General features: G+C 64.6%; 22 protein-coding genes and 2 tRNA genes. 18 read left to right on the top strand and 6 right to left on the bottom strand.

Annotation, left to right across the window (positions count from 1 at the left end):
- Positions 1-24: 24 nt before the first annotated feature.
- Positions 25-249: a hypothetical protein gene (locus tag B1756_RS03140; protein ID WP_086887234.1), complete on the bottom strand. Its 225-nt coding sequence runs from the start codon at positions 247-249 to the stop codon at positions 25-27.
- 110 nt (positions 250-359) lie between these two features.
- Positions 360-740, bottom strand: coding sequence for a hypothetical protein (locus B1756_RS03135; protein ID WP_086887233.1), 381 nt, complete (start codon positions 738-740; stop codon positions 360-362).
- 194 nt (positions 741-934) lie between these two features.
- Here B1756_RS03135 and moaA point away from each other — a divergent pair, with 194 nt between their 5' ends.
- Entirely contained in the window at positions 935-1,981 is a 1,047-nt protein-coding gene (gene moaA, locus B1756_RS03130) for a GTP 3',8-cyclase MoaA (RefSeq protein WP_086887232.1), read from the top strand.
- Positions 1,982-2,103: 122 nt separating this feature from the next.
- On the opposite strand, the gene B1756_RS03125 is transcribed toward moaA, so the two are convergent.
- Genes B1756_RS03125 through B1756_RS03115 form a run of 3 tightly spaced genes read right to left on the bottom strand, consistent with a single transcriptional unit; the run spans position 2,104 to position 5,773 of the window.
- Positions 2,104-2,727, bottom strand: a complete 624-nt coding sequence (locus tag B1756_RS03125; RefSeq protein ID WP_228434446.1) for a DUF7519 family protein — start codon at positions 2,725-2,727, stop codon at positions 2,104-2,106.
- A complete protein-coding gene (locus B1756_RS03120; protein ID WP_086887231.1) occupies positions 2,724-4,823 on the bottom strand; it encodes a DUF58 domain-containing protein in 2,100 nt (699 codons plus the stop codon). The genes B1756_RS03125 and B1756_RS03120 overlap by 4 nt, the downstream gene beginning before the upstream one ends.
- Complete coding sequence (locus tag B1756_RS03115; RefSeq protein WP_228434445.1) at positions 4,820-5,773, bottom strand: DUF4129 domain-containing protein; 954 nt, start codon at positions 5,771-5,773, stop codon at positions 4,820-4,822. The genes B1756_RS03120 and B1756_RS03115 overlap by 4 nt, the downstream gene beginning before the upstream one ends.
- Positions 5,774-5,958: 185 nt before the next feature.
- Between B1756_RS03115 and B1756_RS03110 the strand changes: the two genes are divergently transcribed.
- The 15 genes from B1756_RS03110 to B1756_RS03040 all read left to right on the top strand — a co-directional run bounded on the left by B1756_RS03110 (position 5,959) and on the right by B1756_RS03040 (position 13,073).
- Positions 5,959-6,041, top strand: a tRNA-Ser gene (locus B1756_RS03110).
- A gap of 139 nt (positions 6,042-6,180) precedes the next feature.
- Entirely contained in the window at positions 6,181-6,696 is a 516-nt protein-coding gene (locus B1756_RS03105) for a 30S ribosomal protein S13 (RefSeq protein ID WP_086887229.1), read from the top strand.
- Positions 6,696-7,217, top strand: coding sequence for a 30S ribosomal protein S4 (locus tag B1756_RS03100; protein ID WP_086887228.1), 522 nt, complete (start codon positions 6,696-6,698; stop codon positions 7,215-7,217). The genes B1756_RS03105 and B1756_RS03100 overlap by 1 nt, the downstream gene beginning before the upstream one ends.
- A 1-nt stretch (position 7,218) precedes the next feature.
- Positions 7,219-7,605, top strand: coding sequence for a 30S ribosomal protein S11 (locus tag B1756_RS03095; protein WP_086887227.1), 387 nt, complete (start codon positions 7,219-7,221; stop codon positions 7,603-7,605).
- A 3-nt stretch (positions 7,606-7,608) separates the two neighbouring features.
- Positions 7,609-8,358 carry a DNA-directed RNA polymerase subunit D gene (locus tag B1756_RS03090; protein ID WP_086887226.1) on the top strand — a complete coding sequence of 250 codons (750 nt, stop codon included), beginning with the start codon at positions 7,609-7,611 and terminating at the stop codon, positions 8,356-8,358.
- Positions 8,359-8,484: 126 nt separating this feature from the next.
- Positions 8,485-8,569, top strand: a tRNA-Leu gene (locus B1756_RS03085).
- Positions 8,570-8,740: 171 nt separating this feature from the next.
- A complete protein-coding gene (locus tag B1756_RS03080; protein WP_086887225.1) occupies positions 8,741-9,094 on the top strand; it encodes a 50S ribosomal protein L18e in 354 nt (117 codons plus the stop codon).
- Positions 9,091-9,540, top strand: a complete 450-nt coding sequence (locus B1756_RS03075) for a 50S ribosomal protein L13 (protein ID WP_086887224.1) — start codon at positions 9,091-9,093, stop codon at positions 9,538-9,540. Before B1756_RS03080 ends, B1756_RS03075 begins: the two co-directional genes overlap by 4 nt.
- Entirely contained in the window at positions 9,534-9,932 is a 399-nt protein-coding gene (locus tag B1756_RS03070; RefSeq protein WP_086887223.1) for a 30S ribosomal protein S9, read from the top strand. The genes B1756_RS03075 and B1756_RS03070 overlap by 7 nt, the downstream gene beginning before the upstream one ends.
- Positions 9,933-9,944: 12 nt before the next feature.
- Positions 9,945-10,139: a DNA-directed RNA polymerase subunit N gene (locus B1756_RS03065; RefSeq protein WP_086887222.1), complete on the top strand. Its 195-nt coding sequence runs from the start codon at positions 9,945-9,947 to the stop codon at positions 10,137-10,139.
- Between the two features lie 3 nt (positions 10,140-10,142).
- Positions 10,143-10,328, top strand: coding sequence for a DNA-directed RNA polymerase subunit K (locus B1756_RS03060; RefSeq protein WP_086887221.1), 186 nt, complete (start codon positions 10,143-10,145; stop codon positions 10,326-10,328).
- Complete coding sequence (eno, locus tag B1756_RS03055) at positions 10,325-11,536, top strand: phosphopyruvate hydratase (protein ID WP_086887220.1); 1,212 nt, start codon at positions 10,325-10,327, stop codon at positions 11,534-11,536. Before B1756_RS03060 ends, eno begins: the two co-directional genes overlap by 4 nt.
- Positions 11,533-12,351: a 30S ribosomal protein S2 gene (rpsB, locus tag B1756_RS03050; protein ID WP_086887219.1), complete on the top strand. Its 819-nt coding sequence runs from the start codon at positions 11,533-11,535 to the stop codon at positions 12,349-12,351. Before eno ends, rpsB begins: the two co-directional genes overlap by 4 nt.
- 237 nt (positions 12,352-12,588) lie before the next feature.
- On the top strand, positions 12,589-12,711 hold the full coding sequence (locus B1756_RS20010; RefSeq protein ID WP_267128219.1) for a hypothetical protein: 123 nt from the start codon (positions 12,589-12,591) through the stop codon (positions 12,709-12,711).
- A gap of 95 nt (positions 12,712-12,806) precedes the next feature.
- Positions 12,807-13,073, top strand: coding sequence for a hypothetical protein (locus B1756_RS03040; protein WP_228434444.1), 267 nt, complete (start codon positions 12,807-12,809; stop codon positions 13,071-13,073).
- Positions 13,074-13,123: 50 nt separating this feature from the next.
- On the opposite strand, the gene B1756_RS03035 is transcribed toward B1756_RS03040, so the two are convergent.
- Complete coding sequence (locus B1756_RS03035; RefSeq protein ID WP_086887217.1) at positions 13,124-13,999, bottom strand: UbiA family prenyltransferase; 876 nt, start codon at positions 13,997-13,999, stop codon at positions 13,124-13,126.
- 151 nt (positions 14,000-14,150) lie between these two features.
- Here B1756_RS03035 and B1756_RS03030 point away from each other — a divergent pair, with 151 nt between their 5' ends.
- On the top strand, positions 14,151-15,842 hold the full coding sequence (locus B1756_RS03030) for a thiamine pyrophosphate-binding protein (protein WP_086887216.1): 1,692 nt from the start codon (positions 14,151-14,153) through the stop codon (positions 15,840-15,842).
- A gap of 181 nt (positions 15,843-16,023) precedes the next feature.
- Positions 16,024-18,972 carry a GAF domain-containing protein gene (locus B1756_RS03025; protein ID WP_086887215.1) on the top strand — a complete coding sequence of 983 codons (2,949 nt, stop codon included), beginning with the start codon at positions 16,024-16,026 and terminating at the stop codon, positions 18,970-18,972.
- The last annotated feature ends 223 nt before the right edge of the window (positions 18,973-19,195 follow it).

The following is a 19,195-nucleotide window of genomic DNA, read 5'->3' as shown; positions in this document are numbered from 1 at the left end:
ACTCCTCGAACGTCGAACGCCCAGCTACTTCAGGCGGAACGGGTTCTCGTCGTCTTCGTCTTCGTCGAGCCCGTCCTCGTCGTGCGCGTCGTAGGGTTTGCGAGCGGTGATCGTGATCGTCGCCTCCGGGTCGTCCTCGTCGGACCACGGGCTGTCGTAGGCCGAAATCTCGAGGTCGGTGACGTCCCAGCCTTCGGATTCGATCAGGTCGACGAGTCGGCGCTGGTCGGCGAGCATGTCTTCGTCCATACGGTCCCGTTCATGACTCGAGGTGGTATGTGTTCCCCCGACCGATTCCGGCAGGGTGTCGACACCGTCGCCGACAGCAGCAACGGTCGGGCTTCCGGTGGCGATCGCGATCAGTAACTGGCCAGAAGAAAGAGCGCGAACCAGAACGACGTGAGTCCGTTCCAGAGGTGGAGAAGACCGATCAGCCGGGACCCCAGCCGGCTCGAAGGAGTCACCAGCGATCGGAGGTAATAGCGTTTGATCGGCACCGGGGGCGCGATGCCGTGCTCGAGAGTTCGCCCCGGGAGCAGGATCATGACCCACGACTGATAAAAGACGGTGATCGCGAGACAGACCACGAGGAGACCGAAAAGCCTCATACGCTGGTTTACGGTGAGGGGGTCGCCGAAGACGAGACCCACGCCGGCCCAGAGAAAGACGTAGCCGACGATCAGAAACAGGGTCAGGTGCGGCCCCCACTTCGCCATCAGGATCGCACGTGAGCGTGCCATCGCGCAAAACGTTGCGAGCCGCCGCACATATGGTTACAGTATCGACATGTCCGGCGGAGGTGACGTAAACTGTCTCGGAACCGACCGATCTGGACGGTGGCCACACGTGCGGCCACACGTTCCGTAACCGAAATGCATTACGTGTCGGTGAGATATCCAGCGCGCTTAAGCGGATCCGAATGCAACCCGGTGATATGCTCACGGACGACTTCGGGCGCGAGGTCAGGGGGGTCCGGGTCTCTCTCACCGATCGGTGTAACTTCGATTGCGTCTACTGCCACAACGAAGGACTCGGGGACACCCGCGGCCCGATGGATCCACAGGACGACGAGATGTCGACCGACGACGTCGTTCGCTTCCTCGAGGTCGCCGCCGAATTCGACGTCGAGGCGGTCAAGTTCACCGGCGGCGAACCGATGCTGCGCCAGGACTTAGAGGAGATCATCGCGCGGACGCCCGACTCGATGGAAATCTCGATGACGACCAACGGCACCTTCCTCCCCGGACGCGCTGGCGACCTCGTCGACGCCGGTCTCGAGCGCGTGAACGTCTCACAGGACGCCCTCGACCGCGAGCAGTTCGCTGCGGTCACCCAGAGCGGGGCCTACGACCGCGTGCTCGAGGGCGTCGACGCGGCGCTCGAGGCGGGCCTCGATCCGGTCAAGCTCAACATGGTCGTCTTCCAGCACACCGCCGGCTACGTCCCGGAGATGGTCGACCACGTCGCCGAGAACGAGGGGCTACAGCTCCAGTTGATCCAGTACATGCCGGAGCTGACGGGCAAGCCGGAGTGGAACGTCGAGATCGAGCGCGTCCACGAGTGGCTCGCCGAGCAGGCCGTCGGGGTCGAACACCGCGAGATGCACGATCGACGGCGCTACTGGATCGCGAGCGACGACGCCGACATCGCTCTCGAGGGAGACGAGGAGTGCGACGGCGTGGACGCGATCGCCGACGATCCGAACGTCGGGATGGTCGAGATCGTCGACCCCGTCGAGAACCCGACGTTCTGTGCGAACTGCCATCGCGTGCGCGTCACCCACGACGGCTACCTCAAGGGCTGTCTCAATCGCAACGACGACCTGAAACCGATGGGTGAGATGACCAGACCGGAGATTCGCGAGGCCTACCGCGAGGTCGTCGCCGACCGCGTCCCCTTCTACGGCGAGTACATGGTCAGATCCGACGACGGCGAGTGGGAACTGAACGAGAAGTACCTCGAGACGCAGGCCGAAGCCTGATACGGTTTCCTGTACCGATTTACCGGCACAACAGCCGCACGGATCGCGGGTGCGCCGGAACTGACGTACAGGAAACCGTATGAGTCGACCGCGACGATCCTCCACCGTTTTTCGCTTCCGTCTCACCATCTGCCGTCGCTCCCGAGTCCCAGCGTCACCAGCGCCGCGGCGATCACGAACAGCACCACGGCGGCGACCGGCTGGCCCGTCCCACCGATCAAATACACTGCGTACCCGAGCGTTCCAGCGAACACCCCCACGAACAGACTCGAGGCGAACGAGACGGCCTCGAGCCGACGCGTCGGGGCTTCCCGCCCGAGTTGCGTTCCGACGTCGATCGCGCCGTGGGCGCGGTCCCAGGCGAGGACGACGGCGAGCGTGGCGAGGAGCGACGGTTCGACTGCCGTGGCCTCGAGTCCGCCCGCGACGACGCCGACGAAGCACACGAGGCCGGCGACGTCGACGAGCCGTCTCGAGTTGCGAACGAGCGCGACCGCGAGAAGGACGATCCCCGCGAGTCCGACGAGGAGGCCCACCGGCGAGCCGACGCCGGCAAGCGCGGCAGCGACGATAGAGAGGCCGACGGCGGCGACGCTCGAGGCGACGGCCGGTTCGCGGGTGATCGACTGGCCCACGTCGCGGGCAGATCCTGCGTCGGTGTCTGTCGCCGATTCACGCTCGCTTTCACTTCGGTCGCCTGCTCCACGCTCGAGGCCGATCCCGAGGTCGGGTCGCGGTCCCGTCACCGACTGCCACCTCCACTCGTCGAGCCGATTGCGGCCCCGGACGTCGTCCGCTGCCTCGCGCCCGTACTCGCGAGTACTTCTTCGAGCCCCTGCTCGTCCGACCAGTCGACGACCGGGACGCCAGCCCGGCGGAGGTCGACGATCCGGAGCCGGCGGAGGAGTCCGGCCGCGACCTCGCTCGTGGTCCCGTCGGTCGTCGGGTCCGGGCTGACGACCGTCACGAGATGGCCGTGGCTCTCGAGCTGTCGCGCGATCGCCGCCGCACGGGCGTCGACCAGCGGCGAGCAGAGGACGACCTGGGTCTGTGCGTCGAGTCGTCGGCGGATCGCCAGAAGCTGGTACCGCCAGCGCGTCCCGAGCGCCGGCGGCTCGGTCGACAGCTGTGGGTGGCGAGCCAGCGCCTCGCGCAGTCGCTGTTCGTGGTCGCGGCCGGTCGCGGGAGCGAGCCAGCACGGCTCTGCCTGCTCTCCGTCACGCTCGAGTGGGCCGATCGCGGCGAGCCCGGCGGCGTTTCCTCGCTCGAGCAGCGTTGCCGCGAACCGACCGGCCGCCTCGACCGACCGATCGACCGCGTGGCGACCGTCGGGATCGGGTGCGCAGTAGGCCGTCCGGCGGGCGTCCACGAGCAGGAGCACCCGCGCCGGTCGTTCCTCGTGGAACTCGAGGGTGGCCAGTTCGCCGGTCTTCGCGCGGCGCTTCCAGTCGATCCGCGAGCGCGGGTCCGACGGCCGGTAGTTGCGGACGGAGTGAAACGCCGTGCCGGAGCCGGGCTCGACGCTCTCGAGACGGCCGGGGTACGGCGTCGTCACGGCCCGCAGGGGGACGCGTCGGGGCAGCGGGCGCAACCGGGGTTCACAGTGAACCGTCGTCTCGGCCCCCACGAGGTACTCGCGCTGGCGCGAGCGCGCGAAGTCGCGGACGAGCACGAGAGTCGGATCGAACTCGTGACTGCCGCGCTCGACGGCGACGGTGTACTCGAGCGTGACGGTCTCTTCCGGGCGGAGCGCGGTCCCGAGCCGGCTCGCACCCTCGACGACGGCGAGACCGGGTGGGACGCCGTCGATCAGGCGCACGTCGGGGAGGAACCGACCGCTCCGGTTGGTAACTCGCAGGGTGACCTCGACCTCGTCGCCGGGCTCGAGCTCGTCCTCGTGGACGGTTCGTTCGATCTCGAGGTCGGGTTTCGGCGGCTCGAACGTCCGGGCGAACCCCGCGAAACCGATGCCGACGACGCCCGCGAGGAAGACCGGTGGTGAACTCGCTGCCGCACCGACGCCGACGGCGAACAGCGCGACGAAGCCGACCCCCGTCCAGTAGTCGGTCCCGCGGACGCCGCCGGTCGAGACGACCTCGCCGGCGGCCAGTTCCGCGTCGTCTTCGGTCGTTCGGATCGGTTCGTGGTGGCTGTCGTCGGAACCACGGCGACCGCGAGACCGGCTCGAGCCACGAGCCGAACCGAGCCCTCCCGTGTCGGTCCACGGCTCGAAGCGCCGCGAACCGTCGAAGAAGTCACAGGCTGGGAGCGAGCCGTCGCCGTCGACTCGTCGGTCGCGATCGGCCACGGCGTCGATCGCCGCGACGACGCGCCGAACCGACGTGATGAACTGCGATTCACCGACGATCGACGACAGCTTCGCACGCAGATTCCGGTCGGGGGCCTCGAGCGTCGGCGAAAGGAACGCCGCAGCGACCGGATCGTCCGTCCAGCTTCCGTCCTCGATTCGATCGAGCGCGGCGTCGGTCGAGTCGCCGTCGATCCGCGTGAAGACGGCGATGGCGAGCGCGGCGAGCCCACGCTGGACGTGGCGACCGAGGACGTCGTACCGGTCGGTGACCGGCTCGAACTCCTCGAGGACGGCTCGCGGCTGCACTGCAGGGACGGGAACCGGTGACCGACGCTCGGGGCTGGGTGTCGAGCGGAGGTGACGGCCGGTTCGGCGGCGACGGAGCGTCATCAGGGCCGCCAGGAGGACGGCCAGTCCGACGCCGCCGATCGCGAGTCGGTCCATCGCGAGCGGGACAGTCCCGGCCGCGACAGCGAGGCCGGCGAGGAACGCGAGTAATCCCAGTCCGATGGCCGCACGCGTCGCGTTCACGCCGTCTCACCCCCGGATGACTCGTCTCGAGCCGCGCGTTCGTCGCTGGATGTGGCCGCAGGCGCTCCGTACTCCGACTCGATTCGACGAAACACCGTCTTCGCACGCTCGTTCAGTTCGGCCGTCGGCTCGGTCTCGCCGTAACGGACGTCCTCGAACAGGCGGGTGAGTTCCTCGACGTCGGCAGGGCCCATCCCGGCGTCGACGGCCGCGTCGGCGAACTGCCGTGGCGTCGTCACCTCCGGCCGGTCGACCTCCAGCAGTTCGGTCATCTCCTGCCAGGCCCGGTAGACGTCGTTGTCTACGGTCGAATCCTCGATCCGGTCGGCCGCTCGCCCCGCGGCGTCGGCGATCGCTGCCGCGTCTGGCTCGGAATCGGTCGACGCCGAGCGGTCACCACGGAGGCCAGGTGGCGACGGGAGCGAACCCCCGCCTCGAGTGGCGAGGAGGGCGATCAGAAACACCGCGGCGACGGCGGCGAGGACGAGGACCACCGGGTTCACCGGCATCGGTGTCTGCTCGCCGTCTCCCTCGCCGGGAAGGGCGTCGTCTGCCGGTGGCTGTTCCTCGACCGGAACGAGGTCGGGCTCGGCGATCGTCGGCAGGAGTTCGCCAACGACGAAGAGAACGAACAGGACGACCGCGCCCACGGCGAGCCACTTGACGACCTCTCGACGGTGGACGATCAGATACCACGCGAGCGCGACCGCGGCAAGCAGGACCAGCAGGTACGCGAGATACTCGAGTACCGGCGGGACCCCCTCGCTGGCCTCCGGCTCGAGCACGGTCCCGGGTGGCCGTCGCTCGGCGTCGCCGCCGTCGCCGGTTCCGAGGTCGCCACCCTCGCCGCCGGTCTCGAGTGGTGAGGGAAGCGTGGCTGCGGCGAGGGCGACGGCGGTGATTCCGCAGAGGGCGGCAAGCAACCGCGTGGGGTTGATCGACCGTGACACTCGATGGACGATGTGGATCGATCGCCAAGAAGGTTCCCGAAGGCGCCACCGTGGCGGGTGCGGGCGGAGGTTCGGGTCGGGGGCTTTCGTTGCGCTTAAGTAGTCGACACTGGTAGCTTCTCCTGCGATACGTGTAGGGGAGACGGTCCCCGAGTCCGAGAGGGCGACGATACAAGACACACGGTGTCGTGGTAGCCAAGCGGCCCAAGGCGCATGGTTGCTAACCATGTGGCGTCAAGCCTCCGGGGTTCGAATCCCCGCCACGACGTCGGAACCACTGCTGTCGGACGACCCGATGGCGACCGTTCGGAACCGATCGGTCGACCATCGTACCGTTCGACGGGAGGACTGACGTTTTCCGTCAGTCACCGTGCACCGCGCGCAGACCAGACACACATACCCAATACATGAGCGAGGAAGCACCCGAAGAACAACAGGACGACGACCTGCAGTACTTCGTCCGGATCGGCCAGACCGACCTGGACGGGACCAAATCCGTCGAGCGCTCGCTCTCGGAACTGAACGGGGTCGGCCGACGCACCGCCCGGATCATCGCCGAGGAAGCGGGCGTCGACCGAACGGCCACGTTCGGTGCGCTCGAGGAAGAGGTCATCGACGAGGTCGTCGAGATCGTAGAGAACTACGCCGAGGAAGTTCCAGACTGGCTCAACAACCGCCAGAAGGACTTCTACACCGGCGAGACCACCCACGAGATCAGCAACGATCTCCAGTTGACCCGTCAGCACGACATCAACCGGATGAAGATGATCGACTCCTACCGTGGCGTTCGCCACAAGAAAGGCCAGAAGGTACGCGGCCAGCGGACCAAGTCCACCGGCCGTACCGAAGGCACCATCGGAGTCAACGTCGAGGAGATCCGCGAAGAAGCGGCCGAAGAAGCCGCCGACGAGGGTGACGAATAATGCCAATCGGAACGAAGACCAAGCAGTACGAAACTCCGAATCACCCCTACCAGGGTGAGCGAATCGCCAGCGAACACTCGCTGCTCGACCGCTACGGCCTGAGGAACAAAGAGGAACTCTGGCGTGCACAGTCGGAGCTTCGATCCTACCGGCGCGAGGCCCGCGACCTGCTGGCCCAGCCCCAGGACGAAGCCGCCGTTATCCGCCGAACCGACGAGTTCCTCGGCCGACTCAAGCGCGTCGGCGTCCTCGACGAGACGGACGAACTCGGCGACGTCCTCTCTCTCGAGATCGAAGACGTTCTCGAGCGCCGTCTCCAGACCGTCGCCTACCGAAAGGGACTGGCGAACACGCCACAGCAGGCCCGCCAGTTCATCACCCACGGTCACGTCGTGATCGGAGAACAGCGCCACCGCGTCCCGTCGTACGTCGTCGACGTCGACGAGGAGGACCTCGTCGCGTTCGACGAGAACAGTCCACTCGCGGACGAACTCCACCCGGAACGAGCGGAGGGTCAATAACATGGCAGACGACGACAAGTGGGGCATCGCCCACGTGCACGCATCGTTCAACAACACCGTCATGACCGTGACCGACCTCACGGGCGCCGAAACGATCGCCAAGTCCTCCGGTGGGACCGCGGTCAAGCAGAACCGTGACGAGGCGTCGCCGTACGCGGCCATGCAGATGGCCGAGTCCGTCGCCGAGGAGGTCAAAGCCGCAGGCATCACCGGGCTTCACGTCCGCGTTCGTGGCCCCGGCGGGAACCTCCAGAAGTCCCCCGGTCCCGGCGCGCAGGCGACGATCCGCGCGCTCGCCCGCTCGGGCATCGAGATCGGACGCATCGAGGACGTCACGCCGATCCCCCACGACGGATCGCGCGCACCCAAAGGCAAGGGCGGCTACTAGACCATGACAGAGGAGTACGACGTCGAGTTCGTCGAACGCGAGGATCGTAACGCACGGTTCCTCGTTCGGGGCGTCACGCCCGCCTTCGCCAACGGCATCCGGCGAGCCATGCTCGCCGACGTGCCGACGATGGCGATCGATACCGTCCGGTTCGTCGAGAACTCGTCGGTCATGTTCGACGAGCAACTCGCCCTCCGGCTGGGCCTCGTCCCACTGACGACCCCACCCGAAGGCGAGTTCGCCGAAGACGACGTCGTTACGCTCTCGATCGACGTCGAAGGGCCAGGAACGGCCTACTCGGGCGACCTCGTCTCGAGCGACGACCTCGTCCAGCCCGCCGACGAGAACGTTCCGATCATCGAACTCAAAGACGGCCAGCGACTCGAGGCCGAAGCCGACGCGACCCTCGGCCGTGGCAAAGACCACGCCAAACACCAGGGTGGCGTCGCCGTGGGATACCGACACCTCCAGCGCGTGGAGGTCGTCGGCGACCTGCCGGAGTTCGAAGACGAGGAACCGCAGATCGTTCGCGGCGTCATTCAGGACGGCGACGAACTCGTTTCGACGAGTGAGTTCGGCCACGACCTCTCCGAGCGCTATCCCGGAAAAGAGGTCGCCGTCGAGGACGTCCCGAACGCCTTCGTCTTCCACGTCGAGACCGACGGCTCGTTCACCGTCGAGGAACTGGTCACCCGCGCCGCAGACTCGATCGAAGCGCGTGCGACCGAACTCGAGGACGCAGTACAGCTGTAGACATGATCCGACGCCCCCGACCCACCCGCGAACCGAACGCCGACGCCGTGAGCGACGAGACCGGCTTCGGTTCGTCCGCTGGAATCGAAAGGGGTTTGAAGGGGCGACGGTTACGAAGAAGTGCGAGCAGGGATAGCCAAGTCTGGCCAACGGCGCAGCGTTCAGGGCGCTGTCTCGTAGGAGTCCGCAGGTTCAAATCCTGCTCCCTGCACTCCACTTCTGACCTGTCGACTGATCGACGAAGCCACGTCCGTCGCGGACGACCGGCACCCACTCGGTCGAGTCGACACGACGACGCCGCCACGGCGTCGCGTTCGATTCCAGCATCGCGATCGGCAGAACGCTCCGACGTTTTGCCACCGACAGCATTTGGAGGAAACCAATGAGTAGCAAGACCAATCCGAGGCTCAACGACCTCATCGCCGAGCTGAAGTCTGCGTCCCACGACGCGGACGCCGACGTCTGGCGAGACGTCGCGGATCGACTCGAAAAGCCCCGGGCGAACCACGCAGAGGTGAACCTGGGTCGGATCGACCGATACGCACGCGAAGAAGAGACCGTCGTCGTCCCCGGCAAAGTGCTGGGATCCGGCGCGCTGCAGAAGTCGGTGACCGTCGCCGCGGTCGACTTCTCCTCGTCCGCCGAGACGAAGATCGACCAGGTCGGCGAGCCAGTATCGCTCGAGCAACTGCTCGAAGAGAATCCAGACGGATCCAACGTGCGGGTGATCGCATGAGCGTCGCCGAATTCGACGCGGACGTCGTCGTCGACGCCCGTGACTGCATCCTCGGCCGTGTCGCCAGCGAGGTCGCCCAGCGCGCCCTCGACGGCGAGCGCGTCGCCGTCGTCAACGCCGAAGACGCCGTCATCACCGGCGACAAGGAAGACGTCTTCGAGACCTACCGTACCCGGATCGGCCTCGGCTCCGACCAGGGGCCGGCCTATCCGCGCCGACCGGACACGATCTTCAAGCGATCGATCCGCGGCATGCTGCCGTACAAGAAGCCCCGCGGTCGCGAGGCACTCTCGAACGTCCGCGTCTACGTGGGCAACCCCTACGAGGACGACGACGACCGCGAGGCCGAGATTCTCGAGGACACGTCGCTGGACCGCCTGTCGAACATCCGCTTCGTCCATCTGGGCGAAGTCGCAGACCAACTCGGTGCTAACGTCACATGGTAACGAACACGAGTGGCAAGAAGAAGACGGCCGTCGCCCGCGCCACCGTGCGCGAGGGGGAAGGCCGCGTGCGAATCAACTCCCAGCCGGTCGAGCTCGTCGAGCCCGAGATGTCGCGGCTCAAGATGCTCGAACCGTTCCGCATCGTCGGCGACGACCTGCGAAGCGAGATGGACATCGACGTTCGCGTCGACGGTGGTGGCATCAGCGGGCAGGCAGACGCCGTCCGCACGGCCATCGCCCGCGGGATCGTCCAGCACACCAACGACGCCGAACTTCGCGACGCGTTCATGGAGTTCGATCGCTCGCTGCTGGTCAACGACGTTCGCCAGTCCGAACCGAAGAAGTGGGGCGGCCCGGGCGCTCGGGCACGCTACCAGAAATCGTACCGCTAAGGTGATGCAGGTATGATGGTACCGGTTCGGTGTTTCACCTGCGGCAACGTCGTCGGCGAACACTGGGAAGAGTTCGACGAGCGAGCCAACGAGGGAGACGAAGACCCACAGGAGGTCCTCGACGAACTCGGCGTCGAGCGCTACTGCTGCCGGCGGATGCTCGTCTCCCACCAGGACCTCGTCGACATCGTCTCTCCGTACCAGTAAACTATGCAACAGCAACGTCACAACCGCTACGAGAAGGCACGAATCCTCGGCGCTCGAGCCCTGCAGGTTTCCTACGGGGCACCGGTGCTGGTCGAGACCGACCAGACCCAGCCGATCCTGATCGCTGCCGAAGAGTACGATGCGGGCGCGTTGCCCTTCACGGTCAAGCGGGGGAAGGATCGGAAATGACGCTGATCACCGACGTCCGCCTGCGGCGGATCCTCGATTCACGTGGCAACCCCACGGTCGAGGCCGACGTTCTCACCGAGAGCGGCGGGTTCGGTCGGGCGGCCGCACCGAGCGGTGCCAGCACCGGCGAGTACGAGGCCGTCGAACGACCGCCGACCGAGGCGATCGCCGCGGCCCGCGAACACGCCGTGCCGCGACTCGTCGGTGAGGCCTACGCGGGCAATCAACGAGAGGTCGACGCCATCCTGCACGCCGCAGACGGCACCGACGACTTCTCGGAAATCGGCGCAAACAGCGCCGTTGCCATCTCGATGGCCGCCGCGAAAGCCGGCGCCGACGTGCTCGGAGCGCCGCTGTTCCAGCACCTCGGTGGCACCTTCCGCGGCCAGAACTTCCCGGTTCCGCTGGGGAACGTCGTGGGCGGGGGCGAACACGCCGCCGACGCGACCGACATCCAGGAGTTCCTCGTCGCACCCGTCGGCGCACCGAGCGTCGAAGACGCCGTCTTCGCCAACGCCGCCGCACACGCCGCCGTCGCCGACCTGCTCGAGGAGCGAGACGTTCCCTCGGGCAAGGGCGACGAAGGGGCGTGGGCACCCTCGATCGACGACAGCGAGGCGTTCGAGATCGTCGAGGAGGCAGTCTCGCGCGTCGAAGACGAGGTTGGCTTCGAGGTCCGGTTCGGACTCGACGTCGCCGCTGCGGAGATGTACGACGCGGATTCGGAAACGTACGAGTACGAATCCGCCGGCGAAAGCCGCGATACGGCCGAGCAGATCGCCTACATCGCCGACCTCGTTTCCGAGTACGACCTCGTCTACGTCGAGGACCCGCTCGACGAGAACGACTACGACGCCTTCGCCGACCTCACTGACGAAGTGGACGAGGAGACGCTCGTCTGCGGCGACGACCTGTTCGTCACCAACACCGAGCGCCTCCAGGAGGGGATCGATCGCGGCGCCGCAAACAGCATCCTGATCAAGCCAAACCAGATCGGGACGCTCACCGACGCCTTCGACGCGATCGAACTTGCGGGCGCGAACGGCTACGAGTCGGTCGTCTCCCATCGCTCGGGTGAGACCGAAGACGCGACGATCGCACACCTCGCCGTCGCGACGGACGTTCCGTACGTTAAGACGGGCGCCGTCGGGGGCGAGCGAACCGCCAAACTCAACGAACTCATCAGAATCGCAGACGACGCGACATGACAGAAAACGACGCGACCCAGGAAGGGCTCGACGCCGCCGCGGACGAGGTAGACGAGGAGCCGGCCGAAGGTGCCGGTCCCGCTGCCGACCCCGCAGAGGACGTCGAGCCAGTCGACGAACAGTCCGCCGAGGCCGACGACGAGGCCGACGCAGAAGCAGCCGCTGACGACGACGTCGAAGCCGAACCGGAAGACGCCGGGCCGGCTCTCGACGACGACGTCATGGGCGACGAGGAAGCCGACCTCCTCATCCCCGTCGAGGACTACCTCGGTGCCGGTGTCCACATCGGTACCCAGCAGAAGACCGCGGACATGGAGCGGTTCATCCACCGCGTCCGCACCGACGGGCTCTACGTGCTCGACGTCGCGAAGACCGACGGCCGCATCCGCACGGCTGCGGACTTCCTCGCCAACTACGCACCCGAACAGATCCTCGTCACCTCGAGCCGCCAGTACGGTCGCTTCCCGGCAGAGAAGTTCGCCGAAGCGGTCGGCGCTCGAGCGCGAACGGGCCGGTTCATCCCCGGCACGCTGACGAACCCCAAGTACGACGGCTACATCGAACCCGACGTGGTCGTCGTCACGGACCCGATCGGTGACGCTCAGGCCGTCAAGGAGGCCATCACCGTGGGTATCCCGGTTATCGCGATGTGTGACTCGAACAACCAGGTCAGCAACGTCGACCTCGTCGTCCCGACGAACAACAAGGGTCGCAAGGCTCTCTCGGTCGTCTACTGGTTGCTCGCGAACGAAGTCCTCGACCGCCGCGGCGCAGAGCCGTCGTACTCGCTCGAGGACTTCGAGAGCGTGGTCTGAACCGTTTTTACGTTCGGGACGGACGATTTCGGGCCGGAACGAGACCCGATCGACGGACTCGAGACGACGACGTGTTTTCACAGGCGATCCGACTCGAGAGCGGTTGCACTGCTCAGAGGAAGGTGAAAAGTGTCCGACTCGAGAGGGGACGAGACCCGAACTGGTACCGACTCGCTCTCGACCGACGTCGAACCGACGAACGACAGGATTACGTGCGAACCCTCCCAACGCGTCTCCATGGAGTGGCTATTCGAGTTCGAAGAAGAGGAACTCCCGACGGTCGTGCTACTGGCGGCGGCAGCACTGATCGCCATCTTCGCGGTCGGTATCCCGATTCGGGTGCTCCTCGGACTCTTCTGACCGGCTCACTCGCGGGCTCACTCGAGTGGAACTGTCGCGCGTGTATTCGCGCAGACGTGGTACTGCCGACCCAGATCACACCGACACGACGACCGATGCCCGAACCCACGCGAACCCTGATGGAAGACGTCGAAATCGCCAGCCAGCAGCACATGGTACACCTGTGGCTGGCGATCATCTCGGCAGTGGTCTCGCTGTTGCTCCCGTTCGTCGGCATCGTCGCCGCCTACAGCGGCTACAGGCTGATGACGGTGATGCACCGTCGCTGGTTCGGTCTGGTCTTCGCTGGAATCGGGCTGGCGAGTTTCTCGCTGTCGATGCTGACGATCGCCCTTCTCCAGCTTGGCTACATCGGCGGCTGATCCGGGCGGTTCGTTCTCGGCTGCATACGCGGGCAGCGGCGGGCGGATACTCAGATGCCGAGCCTCGAGAGCGGTTGAAACCAGACGGCGGCAACCAGCACGGCGAGGAAGACGTACGAGCCGCGTACGAGGAGCATGGTCGCCAGTTCCGGTTCGGCCCGTCGAGCAACGAGGGCCACGGCAGCGAACGCGAGCGCGGCGAGGACGGCAGTCGGCGGGAAGATCTGACTGACTGCGAGTGCGACGACCACAACCAGTGCGGTCGCCATGAGCCCGTAGGCGACGCGGTGTGCCCGCGCCGGCCCGACCCGGACGGCGACGGTGATCTTGTCGATCGAGCGGTCGTAGTCGTAGTCCTGGGCGTCGTCGACCACCTTGATCCCCGTGAGCAAGACGAGGAAGACGAGTGCGAAGCCGAGGGCGACGCCGCTCACGGTGCCTGTCTGGACGGCGTACCCGCCGAGGATCGCCAGCGCGATGCCGAGGGGGTACCCCGTGGTGGCGGTCAGCGGGTTCGTGTCGAGTTGCGGGGCGTGAAGGTACGCGATACCCCACGTTGGTACGGTGAGCGCGACTGCGAGCCAGCCGGCGAGTTCCCACAGGAGCAGACAACAGAGTGCGAAGAGCGCACTCGAGGCGACCAGACCGACGCGACAGCCGCGTTCGGTCAGCGGGTGGTCGTCGTCCTCGCCGCGGACGTGGAAATCGACGTAGCCGTCTTTGAGGTGAGCCGTGTAGACCGCAGCGAAGATCGCGACCGCGTGGACTGCAGTGGCAGTCGTCGTCGCAGTGCCAGCGCCGTCGCCCGCGAGAATCGCACCGAACAGCGAGGCCGCGACCGGCGGCAGCATGAACACCGGATGCACCTGCGACCAGTAGGCTCGAGCGACGCCACCGACACCGCGATCGTGTCGCAGCAGGGACATACCCTAGCCCCAACGAACGACGCCATAGTTCCTGTCCCAGCGGCGGTCGGTGGGACAGGAACGATCGAACTTCCGAAAAGCGAGCGAGTGGAAGCCGGCCTCGAGTTCCGAAACACGCACTTTGATGTTCCGGCTCAACTCACGAACGACCATGACAGACGCGTACACGGGTGCCGACCTGTTCGTCGACGCACTCGAGTCCTACGGCGTCGACTACGTCTTCGGGAATCCCGGGACGACGGAACTTCCGATCGTCGAGGCCATCGGGCAGAGCGACCTCGAGTACGTCCTCGGGCTGCACGAGGATATCGCAGTGGGGATGGCCGGTGGCTATGCTCAGACCCGGCGGTATCACAGCCACCACGACGACTCCGTGTTACCCGTCGGGGTCGCGAACCTGCACATCGCACCGGGGCTGGCCCACGGGCTGGGGAACCTCTACGCTGCGAAGATCACTGGCGCGCCGCTCGTGGTCACCGCGGGCAACCACAGCACGGACTTCCGACACGAAGAACCGATACTCTCGGGCGACCTCGTCGACCTCGCCGACCAGTTCTGCAAGTGGTCCGACGAGGTCCTCGACGTCGCGGCGCTCCCGACGATGCTCCGGCGGGCGTTTCGGGTCGCCATGACGCCGCCGACGGGTCCCGTCTTCCTCGGGCTCCCCCTCGACGTCGTCATGGAGGAAACCGAGGCCGATCCCGAACCCCTGGGCCCGATTCCGAACGCTGGTCGCGGTGACCCTGCCCAGCTCGAGCTGGCGGCCGACATCGTCGCGGCGGCCGACAGTCCCGTGATGGTCGTCGGCGATCACGTCGCCCGCGCCGGAGCCGACGCCGTCGACGCAGCCGTCGACTTCGCGGAAGCCTCGGGCGCGCGAGTCCACGGCGAGATCCTCTCGAGTGAGGTCGCGTTCCCGACGGACCACGACCAGTGGGTCTCTCACGTGCCGCCGAACCAGGAACTCGCCTCGATGCTGCAGGACACCGACACCCTGGTGTTCGCCGGCTGTTCGACCCACACGACGCTGACCCGCCACGAGGGGTCGCTGTACAACACCGACGCGACCATCGTCCACCTCGGCCACGACGCCTGGCAACTCGGCAAGAACGAACACGCAGACTGCGCCGTCCTCGGCGACCCCGGTCTCGTCCTGCAGAATCTCGCAGACCGCGTCGGTGACCGGGTCGACGAGGAGACCCTCGAGTCCCGCCTCGAGAACGTTGCGGGGGTCAAGGAGATGGTCGGGGCTCGACTCTCGAGCATCGGCGAGGGATCAGGCGACGACGATCCGCGGGCGTCGAAGGCCCAGCTGGTCGATACGATCGAGCGCGTCGTGAGCGATCCGTACGTCGTCGACGAGGGGATCACCTCGAAGTACGCGATGCTTACCCGCTGGGAGATGGACGCCGAACAGTACATCTCGAACAAAGGTGGTGGGCTCGGCTACGGCCTGCCGGCGGCCGTCGGTGCCGCCGTGGCGGAGGGCCAGCGCGAGGATCCACGCGAGGTGATCGGATTCATCGGTGACGGCTCCTACCAGTACTACCCCCACTCGATCTACAGCGCCGCTCGCCACGATCTCGACCTCACCGTCGTCATCTCCGACAACCGCAACTACCGCATCCTCAAGGACAACACGCTCGACCTGATGGGCGGCGAGGAAGACGACTACGCGTTCGTCGGGATGGACTTCGACCCGCCCGTCGACCTCGTGAAAAACGCCGAGAGCCACGGCGCAAACGCCCAGCTGGTCGAAACGCCTGACGAGATCGAGGACGCACTCGAGGAAGCGCTCGAGAACGACGGCGTCGACGTGCTCGACGTGCTGGTGCAGGACTGATCAGGAGCAGCGTAGATTCGCACACTTCCCAGTGTGACTGAGACAGATATGTTAAAATAGACGTGTATATTCACGTCCGGGTGGAAACAGTGCCTGTTAGAACCGTTCTATTAATCTGATTTATTACGGTGTGAATTAATATCGAGAAGTTTACCCATCTTCCCGCCGTACAGACCTCAACATGGATTCGACTGTCGGACAGAATACCGAGTTGCACACCAGAGTCCGGCAGCAGGAAGTCGTCGCTGAGCTCGGCCAACAAGCGCTCGAAACCGACAATCTCGACCAGTTGATGCACGACGCTACGGTTGCTATTGCCGAGATACTCGATAGTGATTACGCCAAGGTGCTGGAATTGCTCCCTGATAGGGACGAAATGATCCTCCGACAGGGTTTCGGCTGGCGCGATGGCCTCGTGGGCGACACAACGGTGCCGACGGAGGTTGACTCTCAAGCGGGCTACACCTTGCTTTCAGAGGAACCGACCATCGTGAATGACCTTCGGACTGATGAACGGTTTTCCGGGCCTGAACTGCTCACCAACCATAACGTCGTCAGTGGTGTCAGCGTTATCATAGGCTCTGTAGAGGAACCATGGGGCGCTCTTGGAGTACACACGGCTGAGCACCGCGAGTTCACCGGCCACGACGTGAACTTCATTCAGAGCATTGCAAACGTGCTTTCGTCAGCGATTGTAGAAGTGGGATTGAAGAAACAGTATCACGAAAGGGAAAGTGAGCTCAAAGAGACGCTCAATCGCATCACTGATGGATTCATCGGAATGGATGCCGATTGGACCATTACATATATCAACGAGCGTGGAGCGGAGCTGATTGGTTTCGACGGCGAAGGACCTGTAGGCAGGAACCTGTGGGACGTGTTCGAGCCGGCGCTCGGAACGACGTTTGAGGAGCAATACTGTAAGGTGGTTACCACCCAGGAGCCCACTTCATTTGAGGAGTACTACCCACCACTCGACAGCTGGTTCGAGGTTCACGCCTATCCGTCTACATCCGGTCTATCACTCTATTTTCAGGACGTAACCGAGCAGCGTGAGCGCGAACGCGACCGCGAACTGTTCCGCACGCTACTCGATTACTCCACCGACGCCGTCTTCGTCGAAGATCCCGGAACCGGTGAGATTCTCACTGTGAACGACACCGCTACCCGACAGCTTGGCTACTCTCGCGAGGAACTACTGGACTTAACGGTGCCCGACATCGATACCGACCTCCCTACGCTGGAGGACTACCGGGCGTTCGTGACGGCCCTCAAATCCGATGGGCACACCACATTTAACGGGACGCATCAGCGGAAGGACGGCTCCACATTCCCGGTTGAAGTTAACGTCTCGTACATCGAGCTGGATCAACTGGATCGTGCATACGTCCTCGCACTCTCACGCGACATCACCGGGCGCAAGCGCGCAGAAAAACGCATTCGTGAGAACGAGGCGGCGCTCGAACGGCTCAACGTCGCAACCCAGGAACTGATCGACGCTGATCCCGAGAATATACCGATCCGGACCGCCGACATCGTCCAATCGGTCCTCGACATCGAGTACGCCGCGCTTTGGAAATACGACGAGACGAGCGGCGAGCTCGACGAATACGCCAGTCGAACGAGCCCCGAAATCGAACCTGATTCAGTTCACCTGCCAGCTCACCTTTCCGGGCAAGTCTGGCAGACATTCGTCGGTGACGATGTGAACGTCGAAAACGACGTCGAGGTTGGTGAGAGCGAAGCGGGGGCCTCACCACTGCGAAGTTATGTCTTCGCCCCACTGGGGAGACATGGTGTCATCTGTGCCGGCTCGACGCGGGCCGACACGTTCGACGATAGGTTAGTTGACCTCGTAGAGACGGTCGCCACCACGGTCGAGACCGCGTGGGACCGTGCCAACAGCAAAGCGAAGTTGGAGCAGCAGAACACGGAGTTAGTTCGGCTCGATCAGCTCAACATGTTGATCAGGGAGATCGATCAAGCGCTCGTTCAGGCACAGACGGTCGGAGCTATCGATGAAGCCGTCTGCGAACACTTGGCCGAGTCACCCCTGTTCGAGTTCGCCTGGGTCGGCGAGTTCGACGTCACCGTCGGCACGATTGCCCCACGAGAGTGGTCGGGGATCGATAGTACCTCTCTAGAGCAACTCACTACGGACGAGGAGTCTGTCCTCGGTGAGCGGCCGGTCGTCACCGCAGTCCGAACGGGTGAGGCTGAAGTCGTCACTGACACTGCAACGGATCCACGGGCAACGCCGTGGCGCGAAGCCGCGCTGAGAGCTGGTGGACGGTCGTGTTTTTGTATTCCACTCGTCTACGAGGAGTCTATCTACGGTGTCTTGGTGGTGTACGGCAGGACGCCACAACCCAACGAGCAGAACGTGGACGTCCTTTCGGAACTCGGAGAGACGATTGCCCACGCGATTCATGCAGTCGAAACCAGGATCACCCATCAATCAGATAGTACCGTCGAACTCACGCTCCAAACGACGGCAGAGATGCCACTCGTTCGCCTCGCCCAGGAGGCCGACTGTACGATCGACTTTACCGGAGCAGTGCCCAGAGACGATGGGGACATGACAGTGTTCTTCACTGGGAGGGACGTGTCTCCCGACGAGGCACTGACTGCAAGCGAGCAATCACTCACCATCAAGAACTTATCTTTGTTGGCTGAACGTGATTCGGCTTCCCTGTTCAAAGCACGGCTGCCAAATTCAACGCTCGTCGGCAAATTCCTCGAGCGGGACGTAACGATCCGCTCGCTAAACATCGACGCGGGGACGGCTACTGCCGTCGTAGAGTTGTCGGAGGCAGTCGACGTTCGCGAGTTCGTCGAGGGTGTGAGGGGTGATATTCCAGATCTCGACTTGCTCGCTCGCCGGTCTCGAACCAGGCCGCCCGACACTGAACAGCGACTCCAAACTGCATTCGAACAGCGTCTTACACCTCGTCAACAGGAGATCCTCCAACTGGCCTACCGGAGTGGGTACTTCGAGTCGCCCCGCGTCCAAACGGGCAAGGAACTCTCCGATGCGCTGGATCTCTCACAGTCGACGTTCAATTATCACCTCAGAGGGGGCGAACGGGAACTCCTGACGATGGTGTTCGACTACGAACCACAGGCGTAGTTGAACACCAGTTGCCATTTATCTCATTATTGCGTTCTGTATTCTCTTTTTCGCTCACCCATCACCCCTACATATTCCTTTACATCGGAACTGGTGGAGTTTCAGAAGTATCCGGAAGACAGTACCTGTGGCTGAGACCAGCCCACTTTCGCAATAGTGCGATTGAGCGTCGAGTCCTGTCGTAGTTTACCGAGACTGTTCTTTCGATGGTCCCGCCCCAATT

It is taken from the genome of Natrarchaeobaculum aegyptiacum (assembly GCF_002156705.1).
GTDB lineage: Archaea > Halobacteriota > Halobacteria > Halobacteriales > Natrialbaceae > Natrarchaeobaculum > Natrarchaeobaculum aegyptiacum.
Note: the sequence above shows the minus strand (reverse complement) of the source record. Positions and strands in the feature narration are given on the sequence as shown.

What these genes read in the sequence shown, in the direction of transcription:
- B1756_RS03040 (WP_228434444.1), top strand. Translation starts at nt 12,807, where the DNA reads ATGCCCGAACCCACGCGAACCCTGATGGAAGACGTCGAAATCGCCAGC.
- B1756_RS03135 (WP_086887233.1), bottom strand. Translation starts at nt 740, where the DNA reads ATGGCACGCTCACGTGCGATCCTGATGGCGAAGTGGGGGCCGCACCTG.
- rpsB (WP_086887219.1), top strand. Translation starts at nt 11,533, where the DNA reads ATGACAGAAAACGACGCGACCCAGGAAGGGCTCGACGCCGCCGCGGAC.
- B1756_RS03075 (WP_086887224.1), top strand. Translation starts at nt 9,091, where the DNA reads ATGAGCGTCGCCGAATTCGACGCGGACGTCGTCGTCGACGCCCGTGAC.
- B1756_RS03090 (WP_086887226.1), top strand. Translation starts at nt 7,609, where the DNA reads ATGACAGAGGAGTACGACGTCGAGTTCGTCGAACGCGAGGATCGTAAC.
- B1756_RS03030 (WP_086887216.1), top strand. Translation starts at nt 14,151, where the DNA reads ATGACAGACGCGTACACGGGTGCCGACCTGTTCGTCGACGCACTCGAG.
- B1756_RS03065 (WP_086887222.1), top strand. Translation starts at nt 9,945, where the DNA reads ATGATGGTACCGGTTCGGTGTTTCACCTGCGGCAACGTCGTCGGCGAA.
- moaA (WP_086887232.1), top strand. Translation starts at nt 935, where the DNA reads ATGCTCACGGACGACTTCGGGCGCGAGGTCAGGGGGGTCCGGGTCTCT.
- B1756_RS03035 (WP_086887217.1), bottom strand. Translation starts at nt 13,999, where the DNA reads ATGTCCCTGCTGCGACACGATCGCGGTGTCGGTGGCGTCGCTCGAGCC.
- B1756_RS20010 (WP_267128219.1), top strand. Translation starts at nt 12,589, where the DNA reads ATGGAGTGGCTATTCGAGTTCGAAGAAGAGGAACTCCCGACGGTCGTG.
- B1756_RS03025 (WP_086887215.1), top strand. Translation starts at nt 16,024, where the DNA reads ATGGATTCGACTGTCGGACAGAATACCGAGTTGCACACCAGAGTCCGG.
- B1756_RS03060 (WP_086887221.1), top strand. Translation starts at nt 10,143, where the DNA reads ATGCAACAGCAACGTCACAACCGCTACGAGAAGGCACGAATCCTCGGC.
- B1756_RS03095 (WP_086887227.1), top strand. Translation starts at nt 7,219, where the DNA reads ATGGCAGACGACGACAAGTGGGGCATCGCCCACGTGCACGCATCGTTC.
- B1756_RS03100 (WP_086887228.1), top strand. Translation starts at nt 6,696, where the DNA reads ATGCCAATCGGAACGAAGACCAAGCAGTACGAAACTCCGAATCACCCC.
- B1756_RS03070 (WP_086887223.1), top strand. Translation starts at nt 9,534, where the DNA reads ATGGTAACGAACACGAGTGGCAAGAAGAAGACGGCCGTCGCCCGCGCC.
- eno (WP_086887220.1), top strand. Translation starts at nt 10,325, where the DNA reads ATGACGCTGATCACCGACGTCCGCCTGCGGCGGATCCTCGATTCACGT.
- B1756_RS03140 (WP_086887234.1), bottom strand. Translation starts at nt 249, where the DNA reads ATGGACGAAGACATGCTCGCCGACCAGCGCCGACTCGTCGACCTGATC.
- B1756_RS03080 (WP_086887225.1), top strand. Translation starts at nt 8,741, where the DNA reads ATGAGTAGCAAGACCAATCCGAGGCTCAACGACCTCATCGCCGAGCTG.
- B1756_RS03105 (WP_086887229.1), top strand. Translation starts at nt 6,181, where the DNA reads ATGAGCGAGGAAGCACCCGAAGAACAACAGGACGACGACCTGCAGTAC.